We start from the raw sequence: 22,303 nt of genomic DNA on the forward strand, positions 1-22,303 counted from the left end.
GTTGCGTGTGATGCACTCGGCACTGCCACGGTATCTACGAATTTTGGTCATACCACTGCAAGCATTCGTCGCCTATAAACACGCCCGGGGGAAATTCTTAACGAACGCTTAGGGATCTAGCGATGCAACTGAAAACAATGATCGCCCGCAGCCTTGTGCTTGCGGGTCTGGTGTTCTGTTTGCCGACGTTGGCTGCACCGGTGTTGCCGGACCATCAGGAATTCGATGCCGCCCTGCAGGTGCCATTCCGGGCCACGGCGGCACGTTCCATCGTGATGCACTTCGAATACCCCGGTGCCACCGCGGGTACGCCGGTGGCGTGGCAGATCATGCTGCTCGACCGCAGTGGAAACGCACTGCGGGAGTGGAGCGGCAACTCCGTGCTGCATACGCGCACGGCGCAGGCCAGCGTCAGCTGGGATGGTTTCGACAGCCAGCACCATGCGTTGCCGGCGGGCTACTACACCGTACGCCTGCGCGCGATTGCGCTCGACGACGACAACGCACGACGGATCGGCACCGGCATCGTGACGAACGCGCTGGCACTGGCCATACAGCTCGCCCCGACCCAGATCACCGAGCAGCGTTACGACATCCAGGTTGGCCAGGTCGCGGCCACGTCGATGCCCGCTTTCAGCGCACTCCCCCGGCATGGCGGAGCGCATGTGCTGTCAGTCGGTGCCAACGGTCTGCCGTACACGATCTGGTATGGCAACCTGCACAGCCAGACCAACCACAGTGACGGCGCCGGCCCGATCGCCACCTGCGACAGCGAGCAGGCGCCGCAAAGTGGCCAGTACGGTCCGGCCTATGCCTACCAGTACGCGCTGACCGAAGGCCTGGACATGCTGATGACGTCCGAGCATAACCACATGTTCGATGGTTCGACCGGTACCAACTTGTCGGCCGATCCGGCAACGGCGAAGAATCTGTTTGCCTCGGGCCTGTCTGCGGCAACCACGTTCAACGCGGCGCATCCGAACTTCCTCGGCATCTACGGCCAGGAGTGGGGTGTGATCAGCAACGGCGGCCACATGAACATCTTCAATGCCGACGGCCTGATCGAGTGGGAGAAGAACAGTTCCGGTCAGCTGATCGGTGACTATTACATCGCCAAGGGCGACTACGCCTCGCTCTACACGCTGATGAACAGCAAGGGCTGGATCGGCCAGTTCAACCATCCCGCGACGAGCGGCCAGTTCACCGTCAACGGCACCAACTTCGGCTATACGGCCGACGGCGACGCGGTGATGGTGCTGGCCGAAGTACTCAACAGCTCGGCGTTCTCCAACAACACCACGGAGACCGAGACCAGTCGGCCCAACTACGAGACCGCGTTCAATACCATTCTCCAACGCGGCTACCACGTGGCGCCGAGTTCGGATCAGGACAACCACTGCTCCAACTGGGGTGCCAGCTTCACCAACCGCACCGGTGTGCTGATCCCGACCGGTACCGCGCTGAGCCTGGGCAGTTTCCTCGATGCCCTGCGCGCACGCCGCGTATTCGCCACCGAGGACAAGACCGCGCAGATCGTGCTGACGGCGAACGGGCATGTGATGGGCGAGCGCTTCAGCAACAGCGGTCCGCTGACGCTCACGGTCAACTACGCCAGTTCATCCGGCCAGACCGCGCAGCGCGTACAGCTGTTCGAAGGCGTGCCGGGCAGCAATGGCACCGTGACCAGCCCGTCGGAGACTTCGACCACCACGATTACGCCAACGGCCGGCGATCACTTCTATTACGCCAAGATCACCCAGGCCAACGGCCTGCGGCTGTGGTCGGCGCCCGTATGGGTGACCGAGGGTTCCGGCGGCGGTGACACCACGGCGCCCACGGCAACGGCCAGCGAAAGCGGCAGCAGCGGCACCATCACGTTCAACGCCACGGCGAGCGACAACGTCGGCGTGACCCGCGTTGAGTTCTACGTCGATGGTGCGCTCGAGGCCACCGACAGCAGCTCGCCGTACAGCGCCACGCTGGATTCGACCACGCTGGCCGACGGTACGCATGCCCTGGTCGCCAAGGCCTATGACGCGGCCGGCAATGTCGGCAGCAGCAGCTCGGTCAGCTTCAGCGTGTCCAACGGCAGCAGCGGTGGTGGAGACACCACGGCACCGACGGTAAGCGCCTCGGAAAGCGGCAGCAGCGGCACCATCACGTTCAACGCCACGGCGAGCGACAACGTCGGCGTCACGCGGACGGAGTTCTACCTGGACGGTGCGCTCAAGGCCACCGACACGAGCTTGCCGTACAGCGCCATGCTGGACTCGACTACGTTGGCCAACGGCACGCATGCACTGGTCGCCAAGGCCTATGACGCAGCTGGCAATATCGGTACCAGCAGCTCGGTCAGTTTCAGCGTATCCAACGGCGGCGGCACGACCCAGCTGATCAGCAACGGCGGCTTCGAGAGCGGTGCCACCGGCTGGACGCAGACCAGTGGCGTGATCACCAGTAACAGCGGTGAGCCGGCTCATGCGGGCAGCTGGAAGGCCTGGCTCGACGGTCACGGTACAACGCATACCGACTACGTGCGGCAGCAGATCAGCATCCCGGCAGGTGTGTCCAGCGCGACCCTGGACTTCTTCATGCATGTGGATACGGCCGAGCCCCTGACCACCGCCTACGACAACCTGCAGGTGCAGGTGATCACCTCGACCGGCAAGGTCATCACGCTGGCTAGCTTCTCCAACAAGGATGCGGCCAGCGGCTATCAGGAGCACACGATCAGCCTGAACGCCTACAAGGGACAGACCCTGCAGATCAATTTCAATGGCGTGGAAGACAGCACCAAGCAGACCTCGTTCGTGATCGACGACGTCAGCGTCAAGACGCAATGATGCATGTCGACGGGAGGCGCGCAGGCGCCTCCCGTCATTCCCCGTGCAGAAAACCGCATGCGGGGCAGCGCAGTGTGCCTCCCGCGGCTTTGGATCGCGGATATCGCGAGGAGCGGGCTACACTGTCGATCACTGTCCGCATTCCAGGAAAGCCCGTGACCGATGCCATGTACACCAGTTCCATTCCCGTTTTCAGGCAGATGCTCGGTGGCCTCGCCGCGATCCTGGCCAAGGCCGAAGCGCATGCGACCGAGAAGAACATCGAGCCGGCTGCGCTGACCCAGGCACGATTGTTTCCGGACATGTTCCCGCTGCGGCGGCAGGTACAGATCGCCTGCGATTTCGCACGCGGTGTATCGGCGCGGCTGGCCGGTGCCGAGGTGCCGAAGTACGACGACGAGGAACAGACCTTCGCGGAACTGCGTGACCTGATCGCCCGCACGCTCGGTTTCATCGACGGCTTCATTCCGGCGCAATTCGACGGCAGTGCACAACGCGAGATCGTCATTCGGCCGGGCACGCCGAAAGAGCGTCGCTTTGACGGGCAGAGCTATCTACTGAGCTATGGCTTGCCGCAATTCTTCTTCCACGTCACCACGGCGTATGCGCTGCTGCGCCACAACGGCATCGAGATCGGCAAGCGCGATTACATGGGACAGTATTGACGCTGTGCCGGGCAGCGCATCAAGCCTGCCCGGCACGTACTCGCCTCGAGAGCCCAGCGCTTACTTGTTCTTTTTCTTTTCCTGCTTGGCCAGCTTCTTTTCCTTCATGGTCTTTTCCGGTTTTTTCTTTTCGCTTTTCTTCGAATCCAGGCCCTTGCTCATGCTGCTCTCCGCGGTGTGGGTAGGTAGTAGGTGATGCGCAGGGAAGTCTAAGCCGTTCCGGCGGGTCTTGGGAGGAGTTCTGCAAGGAATTCCTGCCGCCGTCGCAGCGTCAGATGCGTTCGCTGGGAGCGAGGTAGCGCCATTGCCCCGGCGCCAGCTTCGCCAGCGGAATACGGCCCACGCGCAGGCGCTTCATCGCCAGCACCTTGAGGCCGACCGCGTTGCACATCGGCTCGATCTGGGTCGGCTGCAGCACCTTGAAGGCGAAGCGCAGCCGCTGCTCGCTCTGCCAGCTGACCTTGATCGGCGGCATCGCGTAGTTGTTGAAGCGCAGGCCGTGGTTGAGCAAAGCCAGCCCGTTCGGAATCAACGTGCCCTCGACGTCGACCACAAACTCCTGCTCGACCCGCTCGATGTCCTCGGTCAGCTTGCGGGTGACGCGCCAGTCCTGGGTGAAGATCAGCAGGCCGCTGGCGCTGGTCGGCATCGGCAACGGCGTCGTCAACCGTTGCAGATGGCGCTTCAGCGGCCGCACGCCGGAGGCGTCATCGGACGATCGCGTCTCCGGTGTGACCAGCGCGCTGGCCGGGTTCGGGCCAGCGCCCGCGTCGTAGCCGATCGGCTTGTGCAGCACCAGGGTGGCCGGTTCGGTGGCAATCAGTTCGGCACCGGGATCGAGTTCGACGGTTTGCGTGTCGACCATGAACTGCGGCTCTTCCACCACGATGCCGTCGACGCGCACCCAGCCGCCTTCTATGTATTGCTCGGCCTCGCGCCGCGAGCACTGGGTCAGCGCGACGACACGTTTGGCGAGGCGAACCGGTTCGGTCATCGTGGTGCCATGGGGTGAGGAACGACCATTGTATGCGCCACAAGCCGGTGGGAGCCGGTGGCAATCGGCACGAGCGCCCCCAGATCAGGGGCTTCCGTTATGGCGAGAGCGCGACATGATTCCGTTTTCCATCCTTGACCTGGCGCCGGTCACCGCAGGCAGCGATGCCGCACAGGCGTTCCGCAACACGCTGGATCTGGCCCAACTGGGTGAGCGGCTTGGCTACCAGCGCTACTGGCTGGCCGAACACCACAACATGCCCGGCATTGCCAGCGCGGCGACCGCGGTGCTGATCGGCCATGTAGCCGGTGGCACCTCGACCATCCGCGTCGGTGCCGGCGGCATCATGCTGCCGAACCACGCGCCGCTGCAGGTGGCCGAGGCATTCGGCACGCTGGCGTCGCTGTATCCAGGGCGCATCGACCTGGGCCTGGGCCGTGCGCCGGGCACCGACCAGCCCACCACGAAGGCGTTGCGTCGTTACTTCGACAGTGCCGATGCGTTCCCGCACGACGTGGTCGAACTGCTTGGCTATTTCGAGCCAGCCAAACCTGGTCAGCAGGTACGCGCGGTACCCGGTGCCGGCATCGAGGTGCCGGTGTGGCTGCTCGGCTCCAGCCTGTTCAGCGCCACGTTGTCAGCGCAACTGGGCCTACCGTTCGCGTTCGCCTCGCACTTTGCGCCGGATGCGATGGACGAGGCATTGGCGCTGTACCGGCGCGATTTCCGACCGTCGGCACGGCTGCAACAGCCGTACGCCATGCTTGGCATCAACGTGGTCGCCGCCGACAGTGATCCCGAGGCACGACGTTTGTTCACGACCCAGCAGCAGAGTTTCATCAACCTGCGCCGTGGCCGGCCAGGGCTGATCCCGCCGCCGATCGACGATATCGAGTCGTACTGGACGCCGCCGGAAAAATTGATGGTGGAGCGCGCATTGGCCTGTGCCGTGGTCGGCGCTCCGGACACCGTGCAGGACGGTATCGATGCCTTCATCGCCCGGCACCGACCGGATGAACTGCTGATCACCGCCAATGTGTTCGAGCATGCGGCGCGGCGGTATTCATTCGAGATCGCGGCGGCGGTTCGGGATCGGTTGATGGCTGCGAACTGACCGGCGCGGCTTCGAAAGAACGGGCAAGGCCGCCGATCGGCCATAATGGGCGTTATTCCACGAATTGCAGAAGCTCTCCCACGCATGAAAACCCCCAAGGGCCTGCAGGATCTGATCGATGAAGGCGTGATCGACCAGGTGCTGCGACCGCTGAAGAGCGGCAAGGAAGCCTCCGTTTACATCGTCCGCTCGGGCGAGGACATCCGTTGCGCCAAGGTCTACAAGGACATGGCGCAGCGCAGTTTCCAGGCGCGTGTGCAGTACCAGGAAGGGCGCAAGGTGCGCGGCAGCCGGCAGGCGCGCGCGATGGGCAAGGCGACCAAGTTCGGCCGCAAGGAGGCCGAGGCCGCCTGGAAGAATGCCGAGGTCGATGCGCTGTACCAGCTCACCGCCGCCGGCGTGCGAGTGCCAAAGCCGTATGGCTACTTCGGTGGCGTGCTGGTGATGGAGCTGGTTACCGATGCGGACGGTCACTCCGCACCGCGGCTGGGCGAGGTGGAGCTGTCAGCGGAGACGGCGCGCGACTATCACCGTTTCCTGATGCAACAGGTGGCGCGCATGCTTTGCGTCGGCCTGATCCATGGCGATCTGTCCGAATACAACGTCCTGGTGGGGCCGGAAGGTCCGGTGATCATAGATTTGCCGCAGGCGGTCAGCGCCTCCGGCAACAACTCCGCACGTGCCATGTTGCGACGGGACGTTGGCAACATCACGATCAGTCTGTCGCGTTTCGCGCCGGAACTGCTGGACACGTATTACGGCGAGGAAATGTGGGCGCTGTTCGAGCTCGGTGAGCTGCATCCGGACAGCGAACTTACCGGTCATTTCGAATTCGACGAGAGCATTGCCGATGTCGACAGCGTGATGCAGTCGATCATCGACGCGCGGGAAGAGGCGATCATCCGCCAGCAGGGTCGTGAGGCGGCCGCGCAGGAGGATTGATCGCTGTCGCCTGATCTAGCCGGTCAGTCACCGACCTTCAGCAGTTCCACTTCGAACACCAGCGAAGCATTCGGCGGGATATCGTCGCCAGCACCGTTGGCGCCATAGCCGAGCGCAGCCGGAATCAGCAGGATGCGCTTGCCGCCGACATGCATGCCGGCCACGCCCTGGTCCCAGCCGGCGATCACGCTGCCCTGACCAAGCATGAAGGCGAACGGCTCGCCATGATCGAGCGAACTGTCGAACTTCTTGCCGTGCTTGTCCTTGGCGCTGTCGTCGTACAGCCAGCCGGTGTAATGCACAAGCACCTTCATGCCGTCCTTCGCCTCGGCGCCGGTGCCGACCTTCTGGTCGATCACGGTGAGCTTGTCCACACTACCTGTGGCGTGTGCCGGCGGTGCGGCGGTGCAGGCAGCAAGAGCGAAGACGGTGAGCAAGGACAGCAACAAGCGCATGGAATGACTCCAGAAAAGAGGGGGCAGGTTCGGATCGGGATTATCCGGCAAACGGCGACGGCAGGGTGGCCGTCACCTTGTTCGCGATGAAGCCGGGTCAGCTCACTGTTTCGGCGGGTGCCATGCGCCGCAGTGGATCCACGGCAACCGAGTCTGCATCGTTCATCAGCTGCAGCTGGCCGTCCTGGATCAGGCATTGCAGGCGCATGCCACGCTGCAGCAAGGCAACCATCCCGGCAACGGTGGCCGCGGGGATGTCGAGCACGGTGAGGTTCTTGTTGCGCCCTAGCGACGCACCGACCTTGTTCCACCAGATCTCCGCCACGTTGCCGCCGTAGCTGATCACCACCACCTGGCGCGAACGGCCGCAGGCCTTGCGGATGCGCGTCTCGTCCGGCTGGCCGACCTCGATCCACAGCTCGATCTCGTCGGTGTACGCCTTGCGCCACAGCGCCGGCTCGTCCTCGTCGCTGATGCCCTTGCCGAACTCCAGCCGCTCGTCCGCGTACAGCGCAAACGCGAGCAGCCGCACCATCAGGCGCTCCTCGGTTTCCGACGGATGCCGCGCCAGGGTCAGCGCATGGGTGGCGTAGTAATGCCGATCCATGTCGCTGATCTGCAGCTCGACTTTATAGATGGTGGAGTTGAGGGCCATGGGTGTGCCTTGAGACAACAGTCGACCATTCTACGCGGTGAGGTGGCCAACGCCCTCATTTATGGCGAGAAGAGGGTGGGAATTGGTCTCTGTGTGTGTGGGTCAGCCGCGATGCGCTTTGCTCTTGGTTGGTTGATTTGAAGCAGAGCTTTCGTCCTCCTGCGGAGGGCGAGTCACTTTCTCTCGCTTGCCCGAGAGAAAGTAACCAAAGAGAGGAACACCCCGCTTGGCGCTTGCCGGGGCAAGTCCGTGAGCTGGGGCCGGGCTTTTCGACAGGACTCCTGTCCTGACGAAAAGGCATCGGCATCCCTGCCGATGCCCCCGCGGGCCTGTCGTCCCCAGCTCATCGCCGCACAGGGGCCCCGGGTAGAGCAGCGGGCCATCGTGGCCCGCACTCGGTGAAAAGCTGTAAAGCAAAGGCAAGAGCGAAGCGTCGCTTTGCCGTGGCTTTGCTGTTGATTTGGTTCTTCTGAAGAATGCGCGCTGGGAGCGCGCTGCTCTACCCGGGGCCCCTCTGAAGCGGTGGGCGGGTGGAGGAAAAGCCCGTAGGGTGGTTCGCAGGGATGCGAACCAGTTTAGGGATGCGAACCAGTTGGCGTCAGCACAGGATGTGCTGTCGACAAACCCCGTAACCCGACCGCGGACCTTGCGGGCAGGGATGCCCGCAAGGCGCTTAAGCGGGGTGTCGTTTTCTCTTGGGTACTTCTCTTTTACTCCGGGCATCCTGCCCTCCGCCCTTCGGGCCAGCTTCGCTGTTCGCGCACGCTCCTGCGTGCGCGTGGACAAGCAAAAGAGAAGTACCTCGCCCTCCGCAGGAGGACGAAAGCTCTTTGCTTCAAATCAACCAACCAAGAGCAAAGCGCATCGCGGCTGAAGCCATCACCATACGGCAGCACCCACCCAGCGTCCGCAACGGCCAACCCGGCAACGCGCACTAGACTGCCAGCAACCATGGATCCATCCACGCCATCCTTCATCCGCGATACCCACGCCAGCACCGTGCATCTGCCACCAGGCGAATGGCCGACCGTGCTCGATGGCCTGTGCGCGCAGTTCGCCGCCATCAGCCGCGAACAATGGCTGGACCGCATCGCGCGTGGACGGGTCGTGGATGGGCAGGGTGTCGCGATCACGCTGTATACGCCATATCGCGCTGGGCTGCGCATCCACTATTACCGCGAGGTGATGGACGAGCTGCCGATTCCGTTCACCGAAACCGTGCTGCATGCGGATGAGCATCTGGTGGTGGCGGACAAGCCCCATTTCCTGCCAGTGACGCCCGCTGGCGGGTTTGTCGAGCAGACCTTGTTGCGGCGGCTGATTCGCCGGCTGGACAATCCCGAACTGGTGCCCTTGCACCGGATCGACCGGCTTACGGGGGGACTGGTGCTGTTCTCGGCGAACCGCGGCAGCCGGGCCGCCTATCAGGCGCTGTTCCGTGAACGGCGGATCGACAAGCGCTACGAGGCGCTGGCCCCGGCGCTCCACGCCTTGTCGTTTCCGCTGTTGCGTCGCTCGCGCATCGTCGCCGGCGAGCCGTTCTTCCGCATGCAGGAAACCGACGGCGAGCCGAACAGCGAGACGCGGATCGAGCCGATCGAGCGCAGCGGCGAGCATTGGCGCTATGCGCTGCATCCGGTCACCGGCAGGAAGCACCAGCTGCGGGTGCACATGGCAGCGCTGGGCGCACCGATCTTGGGCGATACCCTGTATCCGGTGCTTGCCGAAAAGTCCGCCGACGATCACCAGCACCCCCTGAAGCTGCTGGCGCACAGCCTGGCGTTTGTCGATCCGCTTTCCGGCGAGCCACGCCGATTCGAGAGCGTGCTGACGTTGTGAGGGTCGCGTGCGAACCGGAACGGGTGCGAGCGTTTCCTGTCAAGGGTAACCACGTGCGGCCATTCCACGCTATCTTCCGCAGCAGCATCCAGCCGGGGAGAACCATTCGTGAGTGCACAGCCCATGTCCAGCGTCACGCCGCGCAACGAACTGACCGTACGCGGCGTGATCATCGGCGTCGTGATCACCGTGGTGTTCACCGCGGCCAACGTGTTCTTCGGCCTCAAGGCTGGCCTGACTTTCGCCACGTCGATCCCGGCGGCGGTGATTTCGATGGCCGTGCTGCGCTACTTCAAGGGCGCCACGATGCAGGAGAACAACATCGTGCAGACGGTCGCGTCGGCGGCCGGCACTTTGTCCTCGATCATTTTCGTGCTGCCGGGCCTGATCCTGATCGGCTGGTGGACCGGCTTCAACTACTGGACCTCGTTCGCGATCTGCGCTCTGGGCGGCATCCTCGGTGTGATGTATTCGATTCCGCTGCGCCGCGCGCTGGTAACCAATTCGGACCTGCCGTACCCCGAAGGCGTGGCCTGCGCCGAAGTGCTGAAGGTCGGTGCCGGTGGTGGCGAGGGCATCAGCGCCGAGGCAGCGGCCGAGTCCAATCGCGCCGGTCTGCTCGCCGTGCTGTGGGGCTCGATCGTTTCGGCGGTGTTTGCGGTGGTGGTGGCGACGCGGGTGTTTGCCGGTGACGTGGTGCACTACTTCCGGGTCGGTGGCGACAAGGGTGGCGTGACCGGTTTCGATTTCTTCCTCTCGTTTGCGTTGTTCGGCATCGGTCATCTGGTCGGTTTGTGGGTGGGTATCGCGATGCTGGTCGGTGCCCTGATCGGCTGGGGCTGGGGCGTGCCGCATTTCTCAGCGCTGGTGCCGTTGACCGGCTCGATGGCGGATCTGGCCGGTGCGACATGGAGCCACAAGGTGCGTTTCGTCGGCGCCGGCACCATCGGTGTGGCTGCGATCTGGACCCTGGCCAAGCTGGTCAAGCCGGTGATCACGGGGTTGACCTCCGCCATGGCTGCTTCGCGTGTGCGTGGTGCCGGCAATGCCGCGTCGCTGCCGCGAACCGAGCATGACATCCCGATCGGGCAGGTTGGCCTGATCTCGCTGGTGTGCCTGCTGCCGATCGGCTGGCTGATCGCGAACTTCGCGACGACCGCCGGCAATGGACTGGGCGATCACGTGATGGCACTCGTGGTGGCCGGTCTGATCTTCGTGGTGCTGATGAGCTTCTTCGTGTCCGCGGTATGCGGCTATATGGCGGGCCTGATCGGTTCGTCGAACAGTCCGCTGTCGGGCATCGGCATCATCGTGGTGATCAGCGCGGCGCTGCTGCTGGTGTTCGGCATCCGCTCGACCTTGCCTGCCGGCAGCGAGAACGCGCTGGTGGCATTTGCCCTGTTCATCACCTCGATCGTGTTTGCCGCCGCGGCAATCGCCAACAACAACCTGCAGGATCTCAAGACCGGACAACTGGTCGATGCGACGCCGTCGAAGCAGCAATGGGCGCTGGTGATCGGCGTGATTGCCGGCGCCGCGATCATTCCGCCGATCCTCGACCTGCTCAACCATGCCTACGGTTTTGTCGGTGCGCCGGGTCCGCAGCGCGCCAATGCGCTGCCCGCACCGCAGGCCGGGTTGATCTCGGCGCTGGCGCAGGGCGTGATCAAGAACAACATCGACTGGAGCCTGATCGAGATCGGCGGGGCGATCGGCGTGGTGATGATCATCATCGACGAGGTGCTGCGCCGCACGACCAAGTCCGCGCACCTGTCGCCGCTCGCAGTGGGCCTGGGCATCTATCTGCCGACCCAGAGCACGCTGATGGTCGTGGTCGGCGCGGTCGCCGGCTGGTGGTTCGACCGCCGTGCCGACCGCACGTCGAAGAATCCCGAAGCGACCAAGCAACTTGGTGTGCTGCTCGCCTCCGGCATGATCGTGGGCGAGGGCTTGCTTGGTGTGGTGATCGCCGCCTTTGTCGCGTTTTCCGGCAAGGACTATCCGCTCGACCTGGTCGGTGACACGTTCGCGAGCGGTCCGGCGCTATGGGTCGGCGGCATTGCATTCGCAGTGGTGATGATCCTGCTGTATCGCTGGGTAGGTCGGCTGGCGCAGACGTCAACGAACGCGTAACAGAGTGATGGGATGCTTGGTGGAAGGCGGCCCCGGATGGGCCGTCATTCCGGATGACGCCAGGCGCAGCCATGGCTGCGGCGATCCTTCGAACTGAAATCATTCGATCCGCCGGGTCGCAATAGATTGCCAGTCAGCTTCACTGTGGCAACCTACAAGGTCATTGCAAGGGGTAGTTGTCGCGTGGAGCAGGAAAAGGTCGAGCAGGTTCAAGACGTCGGAGCAGTCCTGACGCCGCCGAGCCAGCGCACGGTATGGCTGCGCCGGATGGCCGGACCGCTGCTGTCGGTGGGCATGCTGTGCCTGGCGCTCTGGGCGCTGCACCTGCTGTCTCGCGAAGTGGACTATCACCAGATCCGCCGTTACGTGCAGAGCATTTCGCGCAGCCGGCTGCTGCTGGCGGCGCTGTTCACCCTGCTGGGTTATGCCGTGATGACGCTGTATGACCACTATGCGCTGGCCTCGATCGGGCGGCGCCTGTCGTGGCGCCGGGTCACCCTGATCTCCTTCATCAGTTACGCCTTCAGCAATGCGGTGGGCATGTCGCTGCTGGTGTCCGGTTCGATCCGTTATCGCTTCTATGTGCAGAACGGCCTGTCCACCGGCGAGGTGGCCAGGGTGGTGCTGTTCTGTACCACCAGTTTCTGGCTGGGCCTGCTGGCACTGACCGGCGTGACCCTGCTGCTGGTGCCCTTGCCGCCGGGCATGCCGATGGCGGCGTTCAGCCGGCCGCTGGGCATCCTGCTGACCCTGATTCCATTGCTGTGGCTGGCCGGCGGCTGGATACGTCGCCGGCCGCTGCGCTTGTGGCGCCTGCGCATCAGCCTGCCGTCACCGGCCACGGCCTTGCGGCAGATCCTGGTAGGAGCGCTGGACTGGGGGCTGGCCGCCGCGGTGCTCTACATCCTGATGCCGGATGAGTTGAACAATGGCTTCGGGCATTTCCTGGCGATCTTCGTGATTGCGCAGATCATCGGCCTGATCAGCCATGTACCTGGCGGACTCGGCGTGTTCGAGGCAGTCATGCTGGCCGGCTTCGGTGCCACCGGCAACGAGGCGCTGGCTGCACCGATCCTCGGTGCGTTGGCGGCATTCCGTGTCATCTACTACCTGTTGCCGTTGTGCACGGCCACCGTGCTGGTGCTGCAACGTGAAGCGCGTGGCCTGCGCGAGAAATCCCTGCTGGCGCCGTGGTTCACTGGCCTGCTGCCGTCGTTCTTTGCGGGACTGACCCTGGTGTCGGGTACGGTGCTGCTGTTTTCCGGTGCAACCCGTGCACTGCCGCTGCGCATGGCGGTACTTAGCGCGGTGTTGCCGCTGTCGGTACTGGAGGTATCGCACCTGCTGGCCAGCGTGATCGGCATGCTGCTGCTGATTCTTGCCCGTGGCCTGCAGCGCCGGCTGGATGCGGCCTATTGGCTGACCCTGGTGCTGTTGCTGGCCGGTGCGGTGTTCTCCTTGCTGAAAGGCATCGACTACGAAGAGGCGACCCTGCTGACCCTGCTGGCGATGGCGCTGGCGCCCGCGCACCGGCTGTTCTACCGGCGTGCCTCGCTGTTCACGACCAGTTTCTCGGTCGGCTGGATCGCGGCGATCGTGGCGATCCTCGGCTGTGCCGCGTGGCTGGTGGTGTTCAGCTACAAGCATGTCGAATACAGCAGCGACCTGTGGTGGGAATTCAGCCTCCACCAGGGTGGCGCACCCCGTGCACTCCGAGCGCTGGTTGCTGCGGCTGCAGCAGGCATGTTGTTCGCGCTTGCCAGTCTGATCCGTCCACACCAGCTGGAGCATGAGCCACCGAGCGAAGAAGAGCTGGCGCAGGCGTTGCCGCTGATCAAGCAATGCTCCACCGCACAGGCGCATCTGGCGCTGATGGGCGACAAGACCTTGTTGTTTGGCCAGGACCACAAGGCCTTTGTCATGTTCGATACGGAAGGGCGCAGCTGGGTGGCGATGGGTGACCCGGTAGGCACCGACGAGGATGCACGGCGTGAACTCGTGTGGACCTTCCTCGAACAGTGCGAACGCGCCGGCGGCTGGCCGGTGTTCTACCAGGTGAACCCGGCCGACCTGGACCTGTATCTGGAAGTGGGCCTGAACCTGCTGAAGATTGGCGAGGAGGCGCGCGTACGGCTGGACAGCTTCAACCTCGACGGCAAGTCCAAGAAAGTATTGCGCAACACGGTAAACAAGCTGACCCGCGACGGCCTGCGGCTGGAGATCGTGCCAGCGGAGGAGGTGGCACCGTTGCTGCCACGGCTGAAGGAAATCTCCGATGCATGGATGCGCGACAAGAATGTACGCGAGAAGCGCTTTTCGCTTGGCGCCTTCGATCCGCGTTATCTGGTGCGTACGCCGATGGCCGTGGTGTGGCAGGGTGACCGACTGGTGGCGTTCGCCAACCTGTTCCTCAATGAAACGAAGCAGGAGGCCTCGGTCGACCTGATGAGGCATATACCCGATGGGCCGGTCGGAATCATGGATTATCTGTTTGTCGAGTTGATGCAATGGGCACGTGGCGAGGGCTATCACTGGTTCAATCTCGGCATGGCTCCGCTGGCCGGTCTGCACAACCGACGGCAGGCACCGTTGTGGAACCGCTTCGGCGCGCTGGTGTTCGGCCGCGGCGAGCGTTTCTACAACTTCCGCGGGCTGCAGCGTTACAAGGACAAGTTCGATCCGGAATGGGAACCGCGCTACATGGCGGTGCCTGGTGGCATTGCCTTGCCGATGATCCTGACCAATGTGGCCAGCCTGATCTCCGGTGGACTTTCAGGTGTGGTGCGTCGATGAAGCGTAGAAGTGGGATTGTCCTGGCGGCGACCAGTGCATGTCTGTTGGGCATCGTGCTGGTCTGGAGCCCGTGGTCGCGGATCAGTCTGGAGGATGCCACTGTAGTGCTGCCCGTCAGCTCCATCAGCTTGGCTCCACCGACCGGCAAGGGCGATGTCATGGCGATCATCTATTCCGGCGACGGCGGCTGGGCCGACCTCGATCGGCGCCTGGGCATCGCCTTCATCGATCGCGGCATTCCGGTGCTCGGCGTCAACACCTTCAAGTACTACTGGCGCGAGCGCACGCCGGAAGAGTCGGCGCAGCAGCTCGATGCACTGATGACGAAATATGCCGGCGTGTGGGGCAAGCGGCGGATCTGGCTGGTGGGGTTCTCGTTCGGCGCGGATGTGCTGCCGACCGTCATGGACAAGCTCAGCCCGGTCAACCGTGCGCGGATCACCCAGCTGGTGCTGCTGTCGCCCAGCCGGGATACGACCTTCGAGATCGAGCTCGAGGGTTACATGATCAAGCAGGGTTGGTTCAAGGAACACGTCAAGACGCTGCTGCAGCACATCAATCCGATCCGGCATTACGACACCATGCCGCCGCTGCAGGCCCTGCGGAACCAGCCGCCGACGGTGTGCTACTACGGCCTGGACGACAGCGACGACAGCATCTGCAGCGAGCCGGGCCTGCCGGCCTGGGTCAAGGTTCATGCCAAGAAGGGCGACCACCATTTTGACGGTGGCTACCAGCCGCTGGCCGCGCAGATGCTGCAGGAACTGCCGGCTGCCGCCTCGTCGGCCGATGGCGCACACTGAATCTCGGATACCCAACGCAGACCTGCTGGCGCACTATGAGCGATCACGGCCGGGCGCGGTGTCTGGTCGCCACGTCAGCGAGGAGACTTCCATGTTGGATTGGCTGGGTTACCGCAAGGAACTGATCGGGCGTATCGGCGAAATCGGCAAGCTGAGCCCGGATACGCTGAAGGGTTACCAGACCTTGTCCGGCGCCGGCGAGAAGACCGGCCACCTCGATGCCAAGACGCGCGAGCTGATCTCGCTGGCGGTGGCCGTCACCACCCGCTGCGATGGTTGCATCACCGTGCATACCGGTGAGGCGTTGAAGCACGGCGCCACCCGTGAGGAAATCGCCGAGGCACTCGGTGTGGCCGTGGCGATGAATGCCGGCGCCGCAATGGTGTATTCGGCGCGGGTCCTGGATGCGGTCAACGCGCACGGCAGCAGCTGAGTTTGCAAGGCAGGCGATGGCGGATGCTGTCGCCTGCAGATGAGCAGGGCTGCAGCCACGTACAATGCCTCTCCGTTTCACGGTTGAAGACATGACGTGACTGCTGCCGGTTTTTCCGCGGCCGCGCCGGATGCGGCGCTGGCGGCCCTGTTTGTCCCTTTCGAATCCCCGGAGCTGCAGTTGCCGGCGGATGGCCGCGTGCTGTTCCTGCGTGCGCGTGCCGGCGTGCGTCTGCGCGAGATGGCGCAGCCCGGCTGGCTGTGCGAGCAGAGCTTCATGCCGTTTGCCGACGAGCTGGGCCGCAACGGCCTGCGTGTGGGCGAGCCGGAGGTCGGTGAATGGTTTCCGCTGGTACTGGTATTGCCGCCACGGCAGCGCGACGAGGCGCGCGCGTTGTTCGCCCGCGCGCTGCGCCACGTTGCGCCGGGTGGCATCGTGCTGGCGTCGATGCCGAATACCGAAGGTGCCAAGTCGGGCGAGGCGGATCTCGCGAAGCTGACCGGCACCGTCCAGCATCTTTCCAAGCACAAATGCCGGGTGTTCTGGAGCACGCCGAACACGGCCGGGATCGACCATGCCTTGCTGGCCGAGTGGCTGGCGCTGGATGCGCCACGCGCGATCGTCGATGGCTACGTCAGCCGTCCCGGCCTGTTTGCATGGGATCGCATCGACCGTGCCTCGGCGTTGCTGGCCGCACATCTGCCGGGTGACCTGCATGGCCGCGTGGCAGATCTCGGTGCCGGTTACGGCTATCTAGCCAGCCAGGTCATCGCACGTTGCCCACAGGTCAACGCGATCGACCTGTACGAAGCCGAGGCACGCGCACTGGAGCCGGCGCGGATCAATCTGGCCAGGACGCAGCGTGAATGCGGCCGCGAACTGGTGGTGTCGGTGCAGTGGAGCGATGTCACCCGTGGCCTGCCGCAACGCTACGATGCGATCGTCAGCAACCCGCCGTTCCACCAGGGACGCGCCGATCTGCCGGAACTGGGGCAGGCATTCATCATCAGCGCGGCCGAGGCGTTGCAGCCGGCAGGGCGTTTGTTCATCGTGGCAAATCGGCATCTGCCGTATGAGGCGGTGCTGGCATCGCGTTTCAGTGAAGTGCGCACGGTGGTCGTGCAGGAAGGCTTCAAGGTGATCGAGGCAAGTGGAGTACGTGGATGAAACAGGTCAAGCCATGAAATTAGTCAAACTTATTGCGAACCTGGGCTATGGCAGCCGCAAGGATGTGACGCAGCTGTTCCGCTCCGGCCGCATCACCGATGCGGATGGCGAGGTGCTGTACGCCGACGATGTGGTGGCGCATGAGCACATCCGCGTCGACGACGAGCCGCTCGATCCGCCGCCAGGACTGGTGCTGATGCTGAACAAGCCGCTCGGCGTCACCTGTTCGCGCAAGGATCCTGGCCGGGTGGTGTATGACCTCTTGCCACCAAGGTACAACGTGCGCACGCCAGCCATGTCCAGCGTGGGCCGGCTCGATCGTGATACGTCAGGTCTGCTGCTGTTCACCGACGACGGCGCGCTGCTGCACCGGATCATCTCGCCGAAGGGGCAGGTGACCAAGGTGTACGAGGCCACGCTGGCGCAGGATCTGCGCGGTGACGAGGGCGCGTTGTTCGCCAGTGGCACGCTGTTGCTGGAAACCGAGAAGGAGCCGCTGGCGCCGGCCCTGCTGGACGTATTGGGTCCGCGGCATGCGCGACTCACGGTCACCGAGGGTCGGTACCATCAGGTACGCAGGATGTTTGCCGCCGCCGGCAATCACGTCGAGACGTTGCAGCGCATCTCGGTCGGCGGACTCACGTTGGGCGAGTTGCCTCTGGGTGAGTGGCGTGCGCTCGATGCGGATGAAGTCGCGCTGATTTTCAGCAACGCATCCTGAAACCGGATTGCCGGGTTACAGCATGTGCACCGCGGTGGGAATGGCGTCACCAAACCATTTGTGCCGTTCGTCGCGGCAACTCGGGCTACCCATCGCGTACTTGCGGCAGATGACCGGGCGATCCGCGTAGATCGTGCAGCCTGAAGTGTTCGGGTTGACCGCGGCGCACCAGCCGTCCTCACCCTTGGCCAGGGTTTCCAGGCCGTGCTCGTCTCGATGAATCAGCCACGTCGGCACGCGATCTTCGGGCATCAGCACCACGGTGAGGCGACAGCAGACCGCTTCGCAGGTCGTGCACTGCACGCTCGGGTCGACGCTTTCAGCGTAGGGATCGGGGAGATTGTTCACTCGTCAGCATGACAGTTTCGCCCGGTGCGAATGTGAACTGCACGTTGCGCCTGGGCGCGTTCAGCCCTTCGTTTCGCGCCACAACGCCTGCCAGCCATCGATGCCGAGCTTTTGCAGTGTCTCGATATTGCGCCGGTAGATGCTGTCGGTATCGCTCATCGCATCCATTGCACGCTCGATGCTCGATTCGCGCAACAGATGCAGCGTGGGGTAGGGCGAGCGGTTGCTGAAGTTCTCGATGTCGTCTTTCGCGCTGTCGGCAAACTGGTAGTCGGGATGGAAGCTGGCCACCTGCCATTCGCCTTCCAGCCCCAGCGTCTGCACCGCCGCATCGGCCACGTCGAGGAAGTCGTTGTAGTCGAGAAAATCCGTCAGCACGAACGGATGGACAAGCAGGCCGGTTTCGCATTCGTCCGGTGTCAGCGCGTTGAGCGATTGCAGTTCGCCGCACAGGTCGTCGAGCAATGCATCGGTATCGCGCGCGTGGCTTACCCGCATGCGCAGCTTGCCCTGCACGTGCGGCGCGCGGGCGAACGGGCACAGGTTGAGGCCGATCACCGCACGTTCCAGCCAACGCGTGGTGGCGGCAAGGTAGGGCATGTCCTCGGGCAATGCGTCGGCGTTGAGGCTGCTGGATGGCGTTGTGTCGGTCATGCGGTTCTCGGTTTATCTTGCGGTGGCGACTATAACGCCATGCGGTTTCATGGAGTCTCGAAAAGCCGTTCTTCAGCTCGTCATTCCTGCGAAGGCAGGAATCCGGCGCCCTTGCTCTTCAAGGACTTGAGGTCACTAGATCCCTGCCTTCGCAGGGATGACGAGTTATGGGGCAGGCCACTCGGGATGCCCTGTGCGGCTCTTGCATGTTCCGACTGCCGCCCGGATATAGACTCGTCTCTTCATGGCTTCTTGCTGCCCATGTTCAAGCCTTGCTTCGACAACGCATTCATCCGCGATCTGACCGGTGATCCGGAGCATGGCACGCGGCTGCGTCAGGTCGAGGGTGCGCTGTATTCGCGGGTTGATCCAACGCCGGTCGCCGCCCCGCAGTTGCTGGCACATTCGGCCGAGATGGCGGCCACGCTGGGCTTCAGCGAAGCCGAAGTCGCCACGCCGGAGTTCGCGCAACTGTTCGGCGGCAATGCCTTGCTCGACGGCATGCAGCCTTACGCGGCGAATTACGGCGGTCATCAGTTCGGTCAGTGGGCCGGACAGCTTGGCGACGGCCGCGCGATTTCATTGGGCGAGACGATCAACGCCGCTGGCGAGCGTTGGGAACTGCAGCTGAAAGGCGCCGGACTGACACCGTATTCGCGGGGTGCGGATGGCCGTGCGGTGCTGCGTTCGTCGGTGCGTGAATTCCTGTGCAGCGAGGCTATGCATCACCTCGGTGTGCCGACTACACGCGCATTGAGTCTGGTGGATACCGGTGAACCGGTACTGCGCGACATGTTCTACGACGGCAACGCTGCACCGGAGCGCGGCGCAGTTGTCTGCCGCGTGGCACCTTCGTTCATCCGCTTCGGCAATTTCGAGTTGCCTGCCTCACGCGGTGACACGGCGCTGTTGCAGCAGCTGGTCGACTTCACCATCCGTCGCGATTTCCCGGAACTGCAGGGCCATGGCGAAGCACTGTATGCGGAATGGTTTGCGCAGGTATGCGAGCGCACTGCGCGGATGATCGCGCACTGGATGCGCGTCGGTTTCGTGCATGGCGTGATGAATACCGACAACATGTCGATCCTCGGCCTCACCATCGACTATGGCCCCTACGGCTGGGTCGACAATTACGATCCGGAGTGGACACCGAACACCACCGACGCGCAACGTCGCCGTTACCGTTTTGGCCAGCAGCCGAATGTGGCGTGGTGGAATCTGAGCCGTCTGGCCGGTGCCCTGGCCCCGTTGTTCGCCGGCGTCGAGCCGTTGCAGGCCGGGCTGGATCGATATGCGGCGACCTATGCAGCCGAAGACCGCGCGAATATCGCCGCCAAACTGGGTCTGGCCGAATGCCGCGATGACGACGTGGTACTGATGCAGTCGCTGCAATCGCTGATGCAGCAGGCCGAGATCGACATGACGCTGTGGTTCCTTGCGCTGGTCGACGTCGATGGTCAGGCACCGACACTTGAACCGTTCAACGATGCGTTTTACGACGAGGCGAAACGACGCGAAGCGGAGCCAGTACTCAAAGACTGGCTGCTGCGTTATGCCGCACGGCTTGCCGAGGATCCGCTGTCAGCTTCGCAACGCCGCGAAAAGATGCATGCGGCGAATCCACGCTACGTGCTGCGCAATTATCTTGCCCAGCAGGCGATCGACCGGGCCGAGCAGGGCGATCCCGGCGGCATCGCCGAACTGCTCGACGTGATGCGCCATCCCTATGACGACCAGCCAGGCCGCGAGGCATACGCGCAGAAACGCCCGGACTGGGCCCGACACAAGGCCGGTTGCTCGATGCTGTCGTGCAGTTCGTGAGCGAAAAGTGGTGCCCTCGAGACGATTCGAACGTCCGACCTGTCCCTTAGGAGGGGACCGCTCTATCCAACTGAGCTACGAGGGCAGCGGCGGGATTTTCGCATGGATCACAAGTAGGCGCGATTGTGCTGCTCCTCCCCCTGCACGCAGGGGGAGGCTGGGAGGGGGTTGTCTGGGCTTGCCAATGAGCAAAATCAAGAGCGACCCCACCCCAACCCTTCCCTGCAAGCAGGGGAGGGAGCCATTCCCGTCGCCTGCTAGAATGGGCAATTTCCCGCCTTCAATTCACGGTGCCGGCAGGCGCCACACCAGTTCAGGAGACATCCATGTCCCACGCAATCCTCAGCGCACTTGGCCTCCACGGCGAGCAATCCGGTACGTACCTCGGCCAGGGCGAGTGGTCGAAGACCACCGACGCCGGCGCGCTGCAGCCGGTGAACCCGGCCACCGGCGAAGTGCTGGGGACCGTGCATGCGTCCAGCGCCGCCGACTATGAAGTGATCGTCAAGCGCGCGCAGGCCGCGTTCAAGGTATGGCGCACGACGCCCGCACCGGCACGCGGTGAAGCTGTGCGCCTGTGTGGCGAAGCGCTGCGCAAGCACAAGGACGCGCTGGGTTCGCTGGTCGCGCTGGAGATGGGCAAGATCAAGCCCGAAGGTGACGGCGAAGTGCAGGAGATGATCGACATCGCCGACTTCGCGGTGGGCCAGAGCCGCATGATGTACGGCGCCACCATGCACTCGGAGCGCCCGGGCCATCGCATGTACGACCAATACCATCCGCTCGGCCTGGTCGGCATCATCAGCGCGTTCAACTTCCCGGTCGCGGTATGGGCATGGAATGCCATGCTGGCCACCATCGCCGGCGACATCTGCATCTGGAAGCCGTCGCCGAAGACGCCGCTGTCGGCGATCGCCACGATCAGGATCTGCAATGAAGCGCTGAAGGCTGGTGGCTTCCCCGATCTGTTCTTCCTGTTCAACGATGCCGGCACCGAGCTGTCGCAGGCGTTCGTCGACGACAAGCGCATCCCGCTGATCAGTTTCACCGGTTCGACCAAGGTGGGCCGCATGGTCGGCGAGCGCGTGGCGCAGCGCATGGGCCGCTCGCTGCTGGAGCTGGGCGGCAACAACGCGATCATCCTCGATGAAAGCGCTGACTTGAAGCTGGCGATTCCCGGCATCGTGTTCGGCGCCGTCGGCACCGCCGGCCAGCGCTGCACCACCACGCGCCGCCTGTTCGTGCACGAGTCGATCTACAAGAACGTGCTGGAGACCCTGGTCAAGGCGTACAAGCAGGTCGAAGGCAAGATCGGCGATCCGAACCTGTCGACCACGCTGATGGGTCCGCTCAACAGCCAGGAAGCCGTGCAGGGCTACCTCGCCGCGGTCGAAAAGGCCAAGGCTGCTGGCGGCACGATCGCCACCGGTGGTGCGGCGCTGACCGATCGCAAGGGCAACTTCGTGCTGCCGACGATCGTCACCGGTATCGCCAATTCGCATGAAGTCGTGCAGACCGAAACGTTCGCGCCGATCCTCTACGTGATGCCGTTCAAGACGCTGGACGAGGCGATCGACCTGCAGAACGACGTGCCGCAGGGCCTGTCTTCGTCGATCTTCACCAACAACCTGCGTTCGGGCGAGCAGTTCCTGTCGGCGGCCGGTTCGGATTGCGGCATCGCCAACGTCAACATCGGCACCTCGGGTGCGGAAATCGGCGGTGCGTTCGGTGGCGAGAAGGAAACCGGCGGCGGCCGCGAGTCCGGTTCCGATGCATGGAAGGTCTACATGCGCCGCCAGACCAACACGATCAACTATTCGGACGCATTGCCGCTGGCCCAGGGCATCAAGTTCGATCTGTAAGTGATGTGATCCCGGTCACGGGCAGTTCGCTGTCCGTGACCGTCAGCCATACGTGTCGGCA

Annotated in this window: 19 protein-coding genes and 1 tRNA gene; 13 read left to right on the top strand and 7 right to left on the bottom strand. The window is 63.7% G+C overall.

The genetic code is table 11. The features are described 5' to 3' along the window. Positions 1–122: 122 nt before the first annotated feature. Both B0E51_RS15020 and B0E51_RS15025 read left to right on the top strand, forming a co-directional pair. Complete coding sequence (locus B0E51_RS15020; RefSeq protein WP_077445676.1) at positions 123–2,843, top strand: Ig-like domain-containing protein; 2,721 nt, start codon at positions 123–125, stop codon at positions 2,841–2,843. Positions 2,844–2,998: 155 nt separating this feature from the next. Beyond that, entirely contained in the window at positions 2,999–3,508 is a 510-nt protein-coding gene (locus tag B0E51_RS15025) for a DUF1993 domain-containing protein (protein WP_077445677.1), read from the top strand. 60 nt (positions 3,509–3,568) lie between these two features. On the opposite strand, the gene B0E51_RS19890 is transcribed toward B0E51_RS15025, so the two are convergent. Together B0E51_RS19890 and B0E51_RS15030 are read right to left on the bottom strand one after the other, a co-directional pair. Further along, positions 3,569–3,760, bottom strand: a complete 192-nt coding sequence (locus tag B0E51_RS19890; RefSeq protein WP_343124670.1) for a hypothetical protein — start codon at positions 3,758–3,760, stop codon at positions 3,569–3,571. Positions 3,761–3,779: 19 nt separating this feature from the next. Next, positions 3,780–4,502 (bottom strand): rRNA pseudouridine synthase, encoded by a 723-nt coding sequence (locus tag B0E51_RS15030; protein ID WP_077445678.1) that lies wholly within the window; start codon positions 4,500–4,502, stop codon positions 3,780–3,782. A gap of 115 nt (positions 4,503–4,617) precedes the next feature. On the opposite strand from B0E51_RS15030, the gene B0E51_RS15035 reads away from it, so the two are divergent. Further along, entirely contained in the window at positions 4,618–5,616 is a 999-nt protein-coding gene (locus B0E51_RS15035; protein ID WP_077445679.1) for an LLM class flavin-dependent oxidoreductase, read from the top strand. Positions 5,617–5,700: 84 nt separating this feature from the next. Next, positions 5,701–6,558 (top strand): PA4780 family RIO1-like protein kinase, encoded by an 858-nt coding sequence (locus tag B0E51_RS15040; protein WP_077445680.1) that lies wholly within the window; start codon positions 5,701–5,703, stop codon positions 6,556–6,558. Between the two features lie 23 nt (positions 6,559–6,581). On the opposite strand, the gene B0E51_RS15045 is transcribed toward B0E51_RS15040, so the two are convergent. Together B0E51_RS15045 and B0E51_RS15050 are read right to left on the bottom strand one after the other, a co-directional pair. Beyond that, positions 6,582–7,013: an FKBP-type peptidyl-prolyl cis-trans isomerase gene (locus B0E51_RS15045; protein WP_077445681.1), complete on the bottom strand. Its 432-nt coding sequence runs from the start codon at positions 7,011–7,013 to the stop codon at positions 6,582–6,584. Positions 7,014–7,110: 97 nt separating this feature from the next. Further along, on the bottom strand, positions 7,111–7,668 hold the full coding sequence (locus B0E51_RS15050) for a YaeQ family protein (protein ID WP_077445682.1): 558 nt from the start codon (positions 7,666–7,668) through the stop codon (positions 7,111–7,113). Between the two features lie 951 nt (positions 7,669–8,619). On the opposite strand from B0E51_RS15050, the gene B0E51_RS15055 reads away from it, so the two are divergent. The 7 genes from B0E51_RS15055 (at position 8,620) to B0E51_RS15085 (ending at position 17,557) form a co-directional block, all read left to right on the top strand. Further along, entirely contained in the window at positions 8,620–9,507 is an 888-nt protein-coding gene (locus B0E51_RS15055) for a pseudouridine synthase (RefSeq protein ID WP_077445683.1), read from the top strand. A 123-nt stretch (positions 9,508–9,630) separates the two neighbouring features. Next, positions 9,631–11,640, top strand: a complete 2,010-nt coding sequence (locus B0E51_RS15060) for an oligopeptide transporter, OPT family (protein ID WP_077445684.1) — start codon at positions 9,631–9,633, stop codon at positions 11,638–11,640. Positions 11,641–11,823: 183 nt separating this feature from the next. Next, positions 11,824–14,433 carry a bifunctional lysylphosphatidylglycerol flippase/synthetase MprF gene (gene mprF / locus B0E51_RS15065; RefSeq protein WP_254424543.1) on the top strand — a complete coding sequence of 870 codons (2,610 nt, stop codon included), beginning with the start codon at positions 11,824–11,826 and terminating at the stop codon, positions 14,431–14,433. Then, a complete protein-coding gene (locus B0E51_RS15070; RefSeq protein WP_077445685.1) occupies positions 14,430–15,236 on the top strand; it encodes an AcvB/VirJ family lysyl-phosphatidylglycerol hydrolase in 807 nt (268 codons plus the stop codon). The genes mprF and B0E51_RS15070 overlap by 4 nt, the downstream gene beginning before the upstream one ends. A 91-nt stretch (positions 15,237–15,327) precedes the next feature. Beyond that, positions 15,328–15,669, top strand: a complete 342-nt coding sequence (locus B0E51_RS15075) for a carboxymuconolactone decarboxylase family protein (protein WP_077445798.1) — start codon at positions 15,328–15,330, stop codon at positions 15,667–15,669. Positions 15,670–15,765: 96 nt separating this feature from the next. Beyond that, positions 15,766–16,836, top strand: a complete 1,071-nt coding sequence (locus B0E51_RS15080; protein WP_077445686.1) for a class I SAM-dependent methyltransferase — start codon at positions 15,766–15,768, stop codon at positions 16,834–16,836. Positions 16,837–16,849: 13 nt separating this feature from the next. Next, entirely contained in the window at positions 16,850–17,557 is a 708-nt protein-coding gene (locus B0E51_RS15085; RefSeq protein WP_077445687.1) for a pseudouridine synthase, read from the top strand. A 15-nt stretch (positions 17,558–17,572) separates the two neighbouring features. On the opposite strand, the gene B0E51_RS15090 is transcribed toward B0E51_RS15085, so the two are convergent. Beyond that, entirely contained in the window at positions 17,573–17,905 is a 333-nt protein-coding gene (locus B0E51_RS15090) for a YkgJ family cysteine cluster protein (protein ID WP_077445688.1), read from the bottom strand. Between the two features lie 60 nt (positions 17,906–17,965). Then, complete coding sequence (locus B0E51_RS15095) at positions 17,966–18,559, bottom strand: DUF1415 domain-containing protein (RefSeq protein ID WP_077445689.1); 594 nt, start codon at positions 18,557–18,559, stop codon at positions 17,966–17,968. 261 nt (positions 18,560–18,820) lie between these two features. Here B0E51_RS15095 and B0E51_RS15100 point away from each other — a divergent pair, with 261 nt between their 5' ends. Then, positions 18,821–20,380, top strand: a complete 1,560-nt coding sequence (locus tag B0E51_RS15100) for a YdiU family protein (protein ID WP_077445690.1) — start codon at positions 18,821–18,823, stop codon at positions 20,378–20,380. An 8-nt stretch (positions 20,381–20,388) separates the two neighbouring features. Here the strand turns inward: B0E51_RS15100 and B0E51_RS15105 are convergent. Continuing rightward, positions 20,389–20,465: transfer RNA gene (locus B0E51_RS15105), tRNA-Arg, on the bottom strand. Between the two features lie 241 nt (positions 20,466–20,706). Here B0E51_RS15105 and B0E51_RS15110 point away from each other — a divergent pair. Next, positions 20,707–22,242 (top strand): aldehyde dehydrogenase family protein, encoded by a 1,536-nt coding sequence (locus B0E51_RS15110; RefSeq protein ID WP_077445691.1) that lies wholly within the window; start codon positions 20,707–20,709, stop codon positions 22,240–22,242. The last annotated feature ends 61 nt before the right edge of the window (positions 22,243–22,303 follow it).

Origin of the sequence: Rhodanobacter sp. C05, from assembly GCF_002001165.1 — a bacterium.
GTDB lineage: Bacteria > Pseudomonadota > Gammaproteobacteria > Xanthomonadales > Rhodanobacteraceae > Rhodanobacter.

Bases quoted from the DNA above. Each gene is read 5' to 3' on its own strand.
- B0E51_RS15055 (WP_077445683.1), top strand. From the start codon at position 8,620: ATGGATCCATCCACGCCATCCTTCATCCGCGATACCCACGCCAGCACC.
- B0E51_RS15060 (WP_077445684.1), top strand. From the start codon at position 9,631: ATGTCCAGCGTCACGCCGCGCAACGAACTGACCGTACGCGGCGTGATC.
- B0E51_RS15020 (WP_077445676.1), top strand. From the start codon at position 123: ATGCAACTGAAAACAATGATCGCCCGCAGCCTTGTGCTTGCGGGTCTG.
- B0E51_RS15110 (WP_077445691.1), top strand. From the start codon at position 20,707: ATGTCCCACGCAATCCTCAGCGCACTTGGCCTCCACGGCGAGCAATCC.
- B0E51_RS15040 (WP_077445680.1), top strand. From the start codon at position 5,701: ATGAAAACCCCCAAGGGCCTGCAGGATCTGATCGATGAAGGCGTGATC.
- B0E51_RS15085 (WP_077445687.1), top strand. From the start codon at position 16,850: ATGAAATTAGTCAAACTTATTGCGAACCTGGGCTATGGCAGCCGCAAG.
- B0E51_RS15070 (WP_077445685.1), top strand. From the start codon at position 14,430: ATGAAGCGTAGAAGTGGGATTGTCCTGGCGGCGACCAGTGCATGTCTG.
- B0E51_RS15050 (WP_077445682.1), bottom strand. From the start codon at position 7,668: ATGGCCCTCAACTCCACCATCTATAAAGTCGAGCTGCAGATCAGCGAC.
- B0E51_RS15100 (WP_077445690.1), top strand. From the start codon at position 18,821: ATGTTCAAGCCTTGCTTCGACAACGCATTCATCCGCGATCTGACCGGT.
- B0E51_RS15030 (WP_077445678.1), bottom strand. From the start codon at position 4,502: ATGACCGAACCGGTTCGCCTCGCCAAACGTGTCGTCGCGCTGACCCAG.
- B0E51_RS15075 (WP_077445798.1), top strand. From the start codon at position 15,328: ATGTTGGATTGGCTGGGTTACCGCAAGGAACTGATCGGGCGTATCGGC.
- B0E51_RS15095 (WP_077445689.1), bottom strand. From the start codon at position 18,559: ATGACCGACACAACGCCATCCAGCAGCCTCAACGCCGACGCATTGCCC.
- B0E51_RS15035 (WP_077445679.1), top strand. From the start codon at position 4,618: ATGATTCCGTTTTCCATCCTTGACCTGGCGCCGGTCACCGCAGGCAGC.
- B0E51_RS15045 (WP_077445681.1), bottom strand. From the start codon at position 7,013: ATGCGCTTGTTGCTGTCCTTGCTCACCGTCTTCGCTCTTGCTGCCTGC.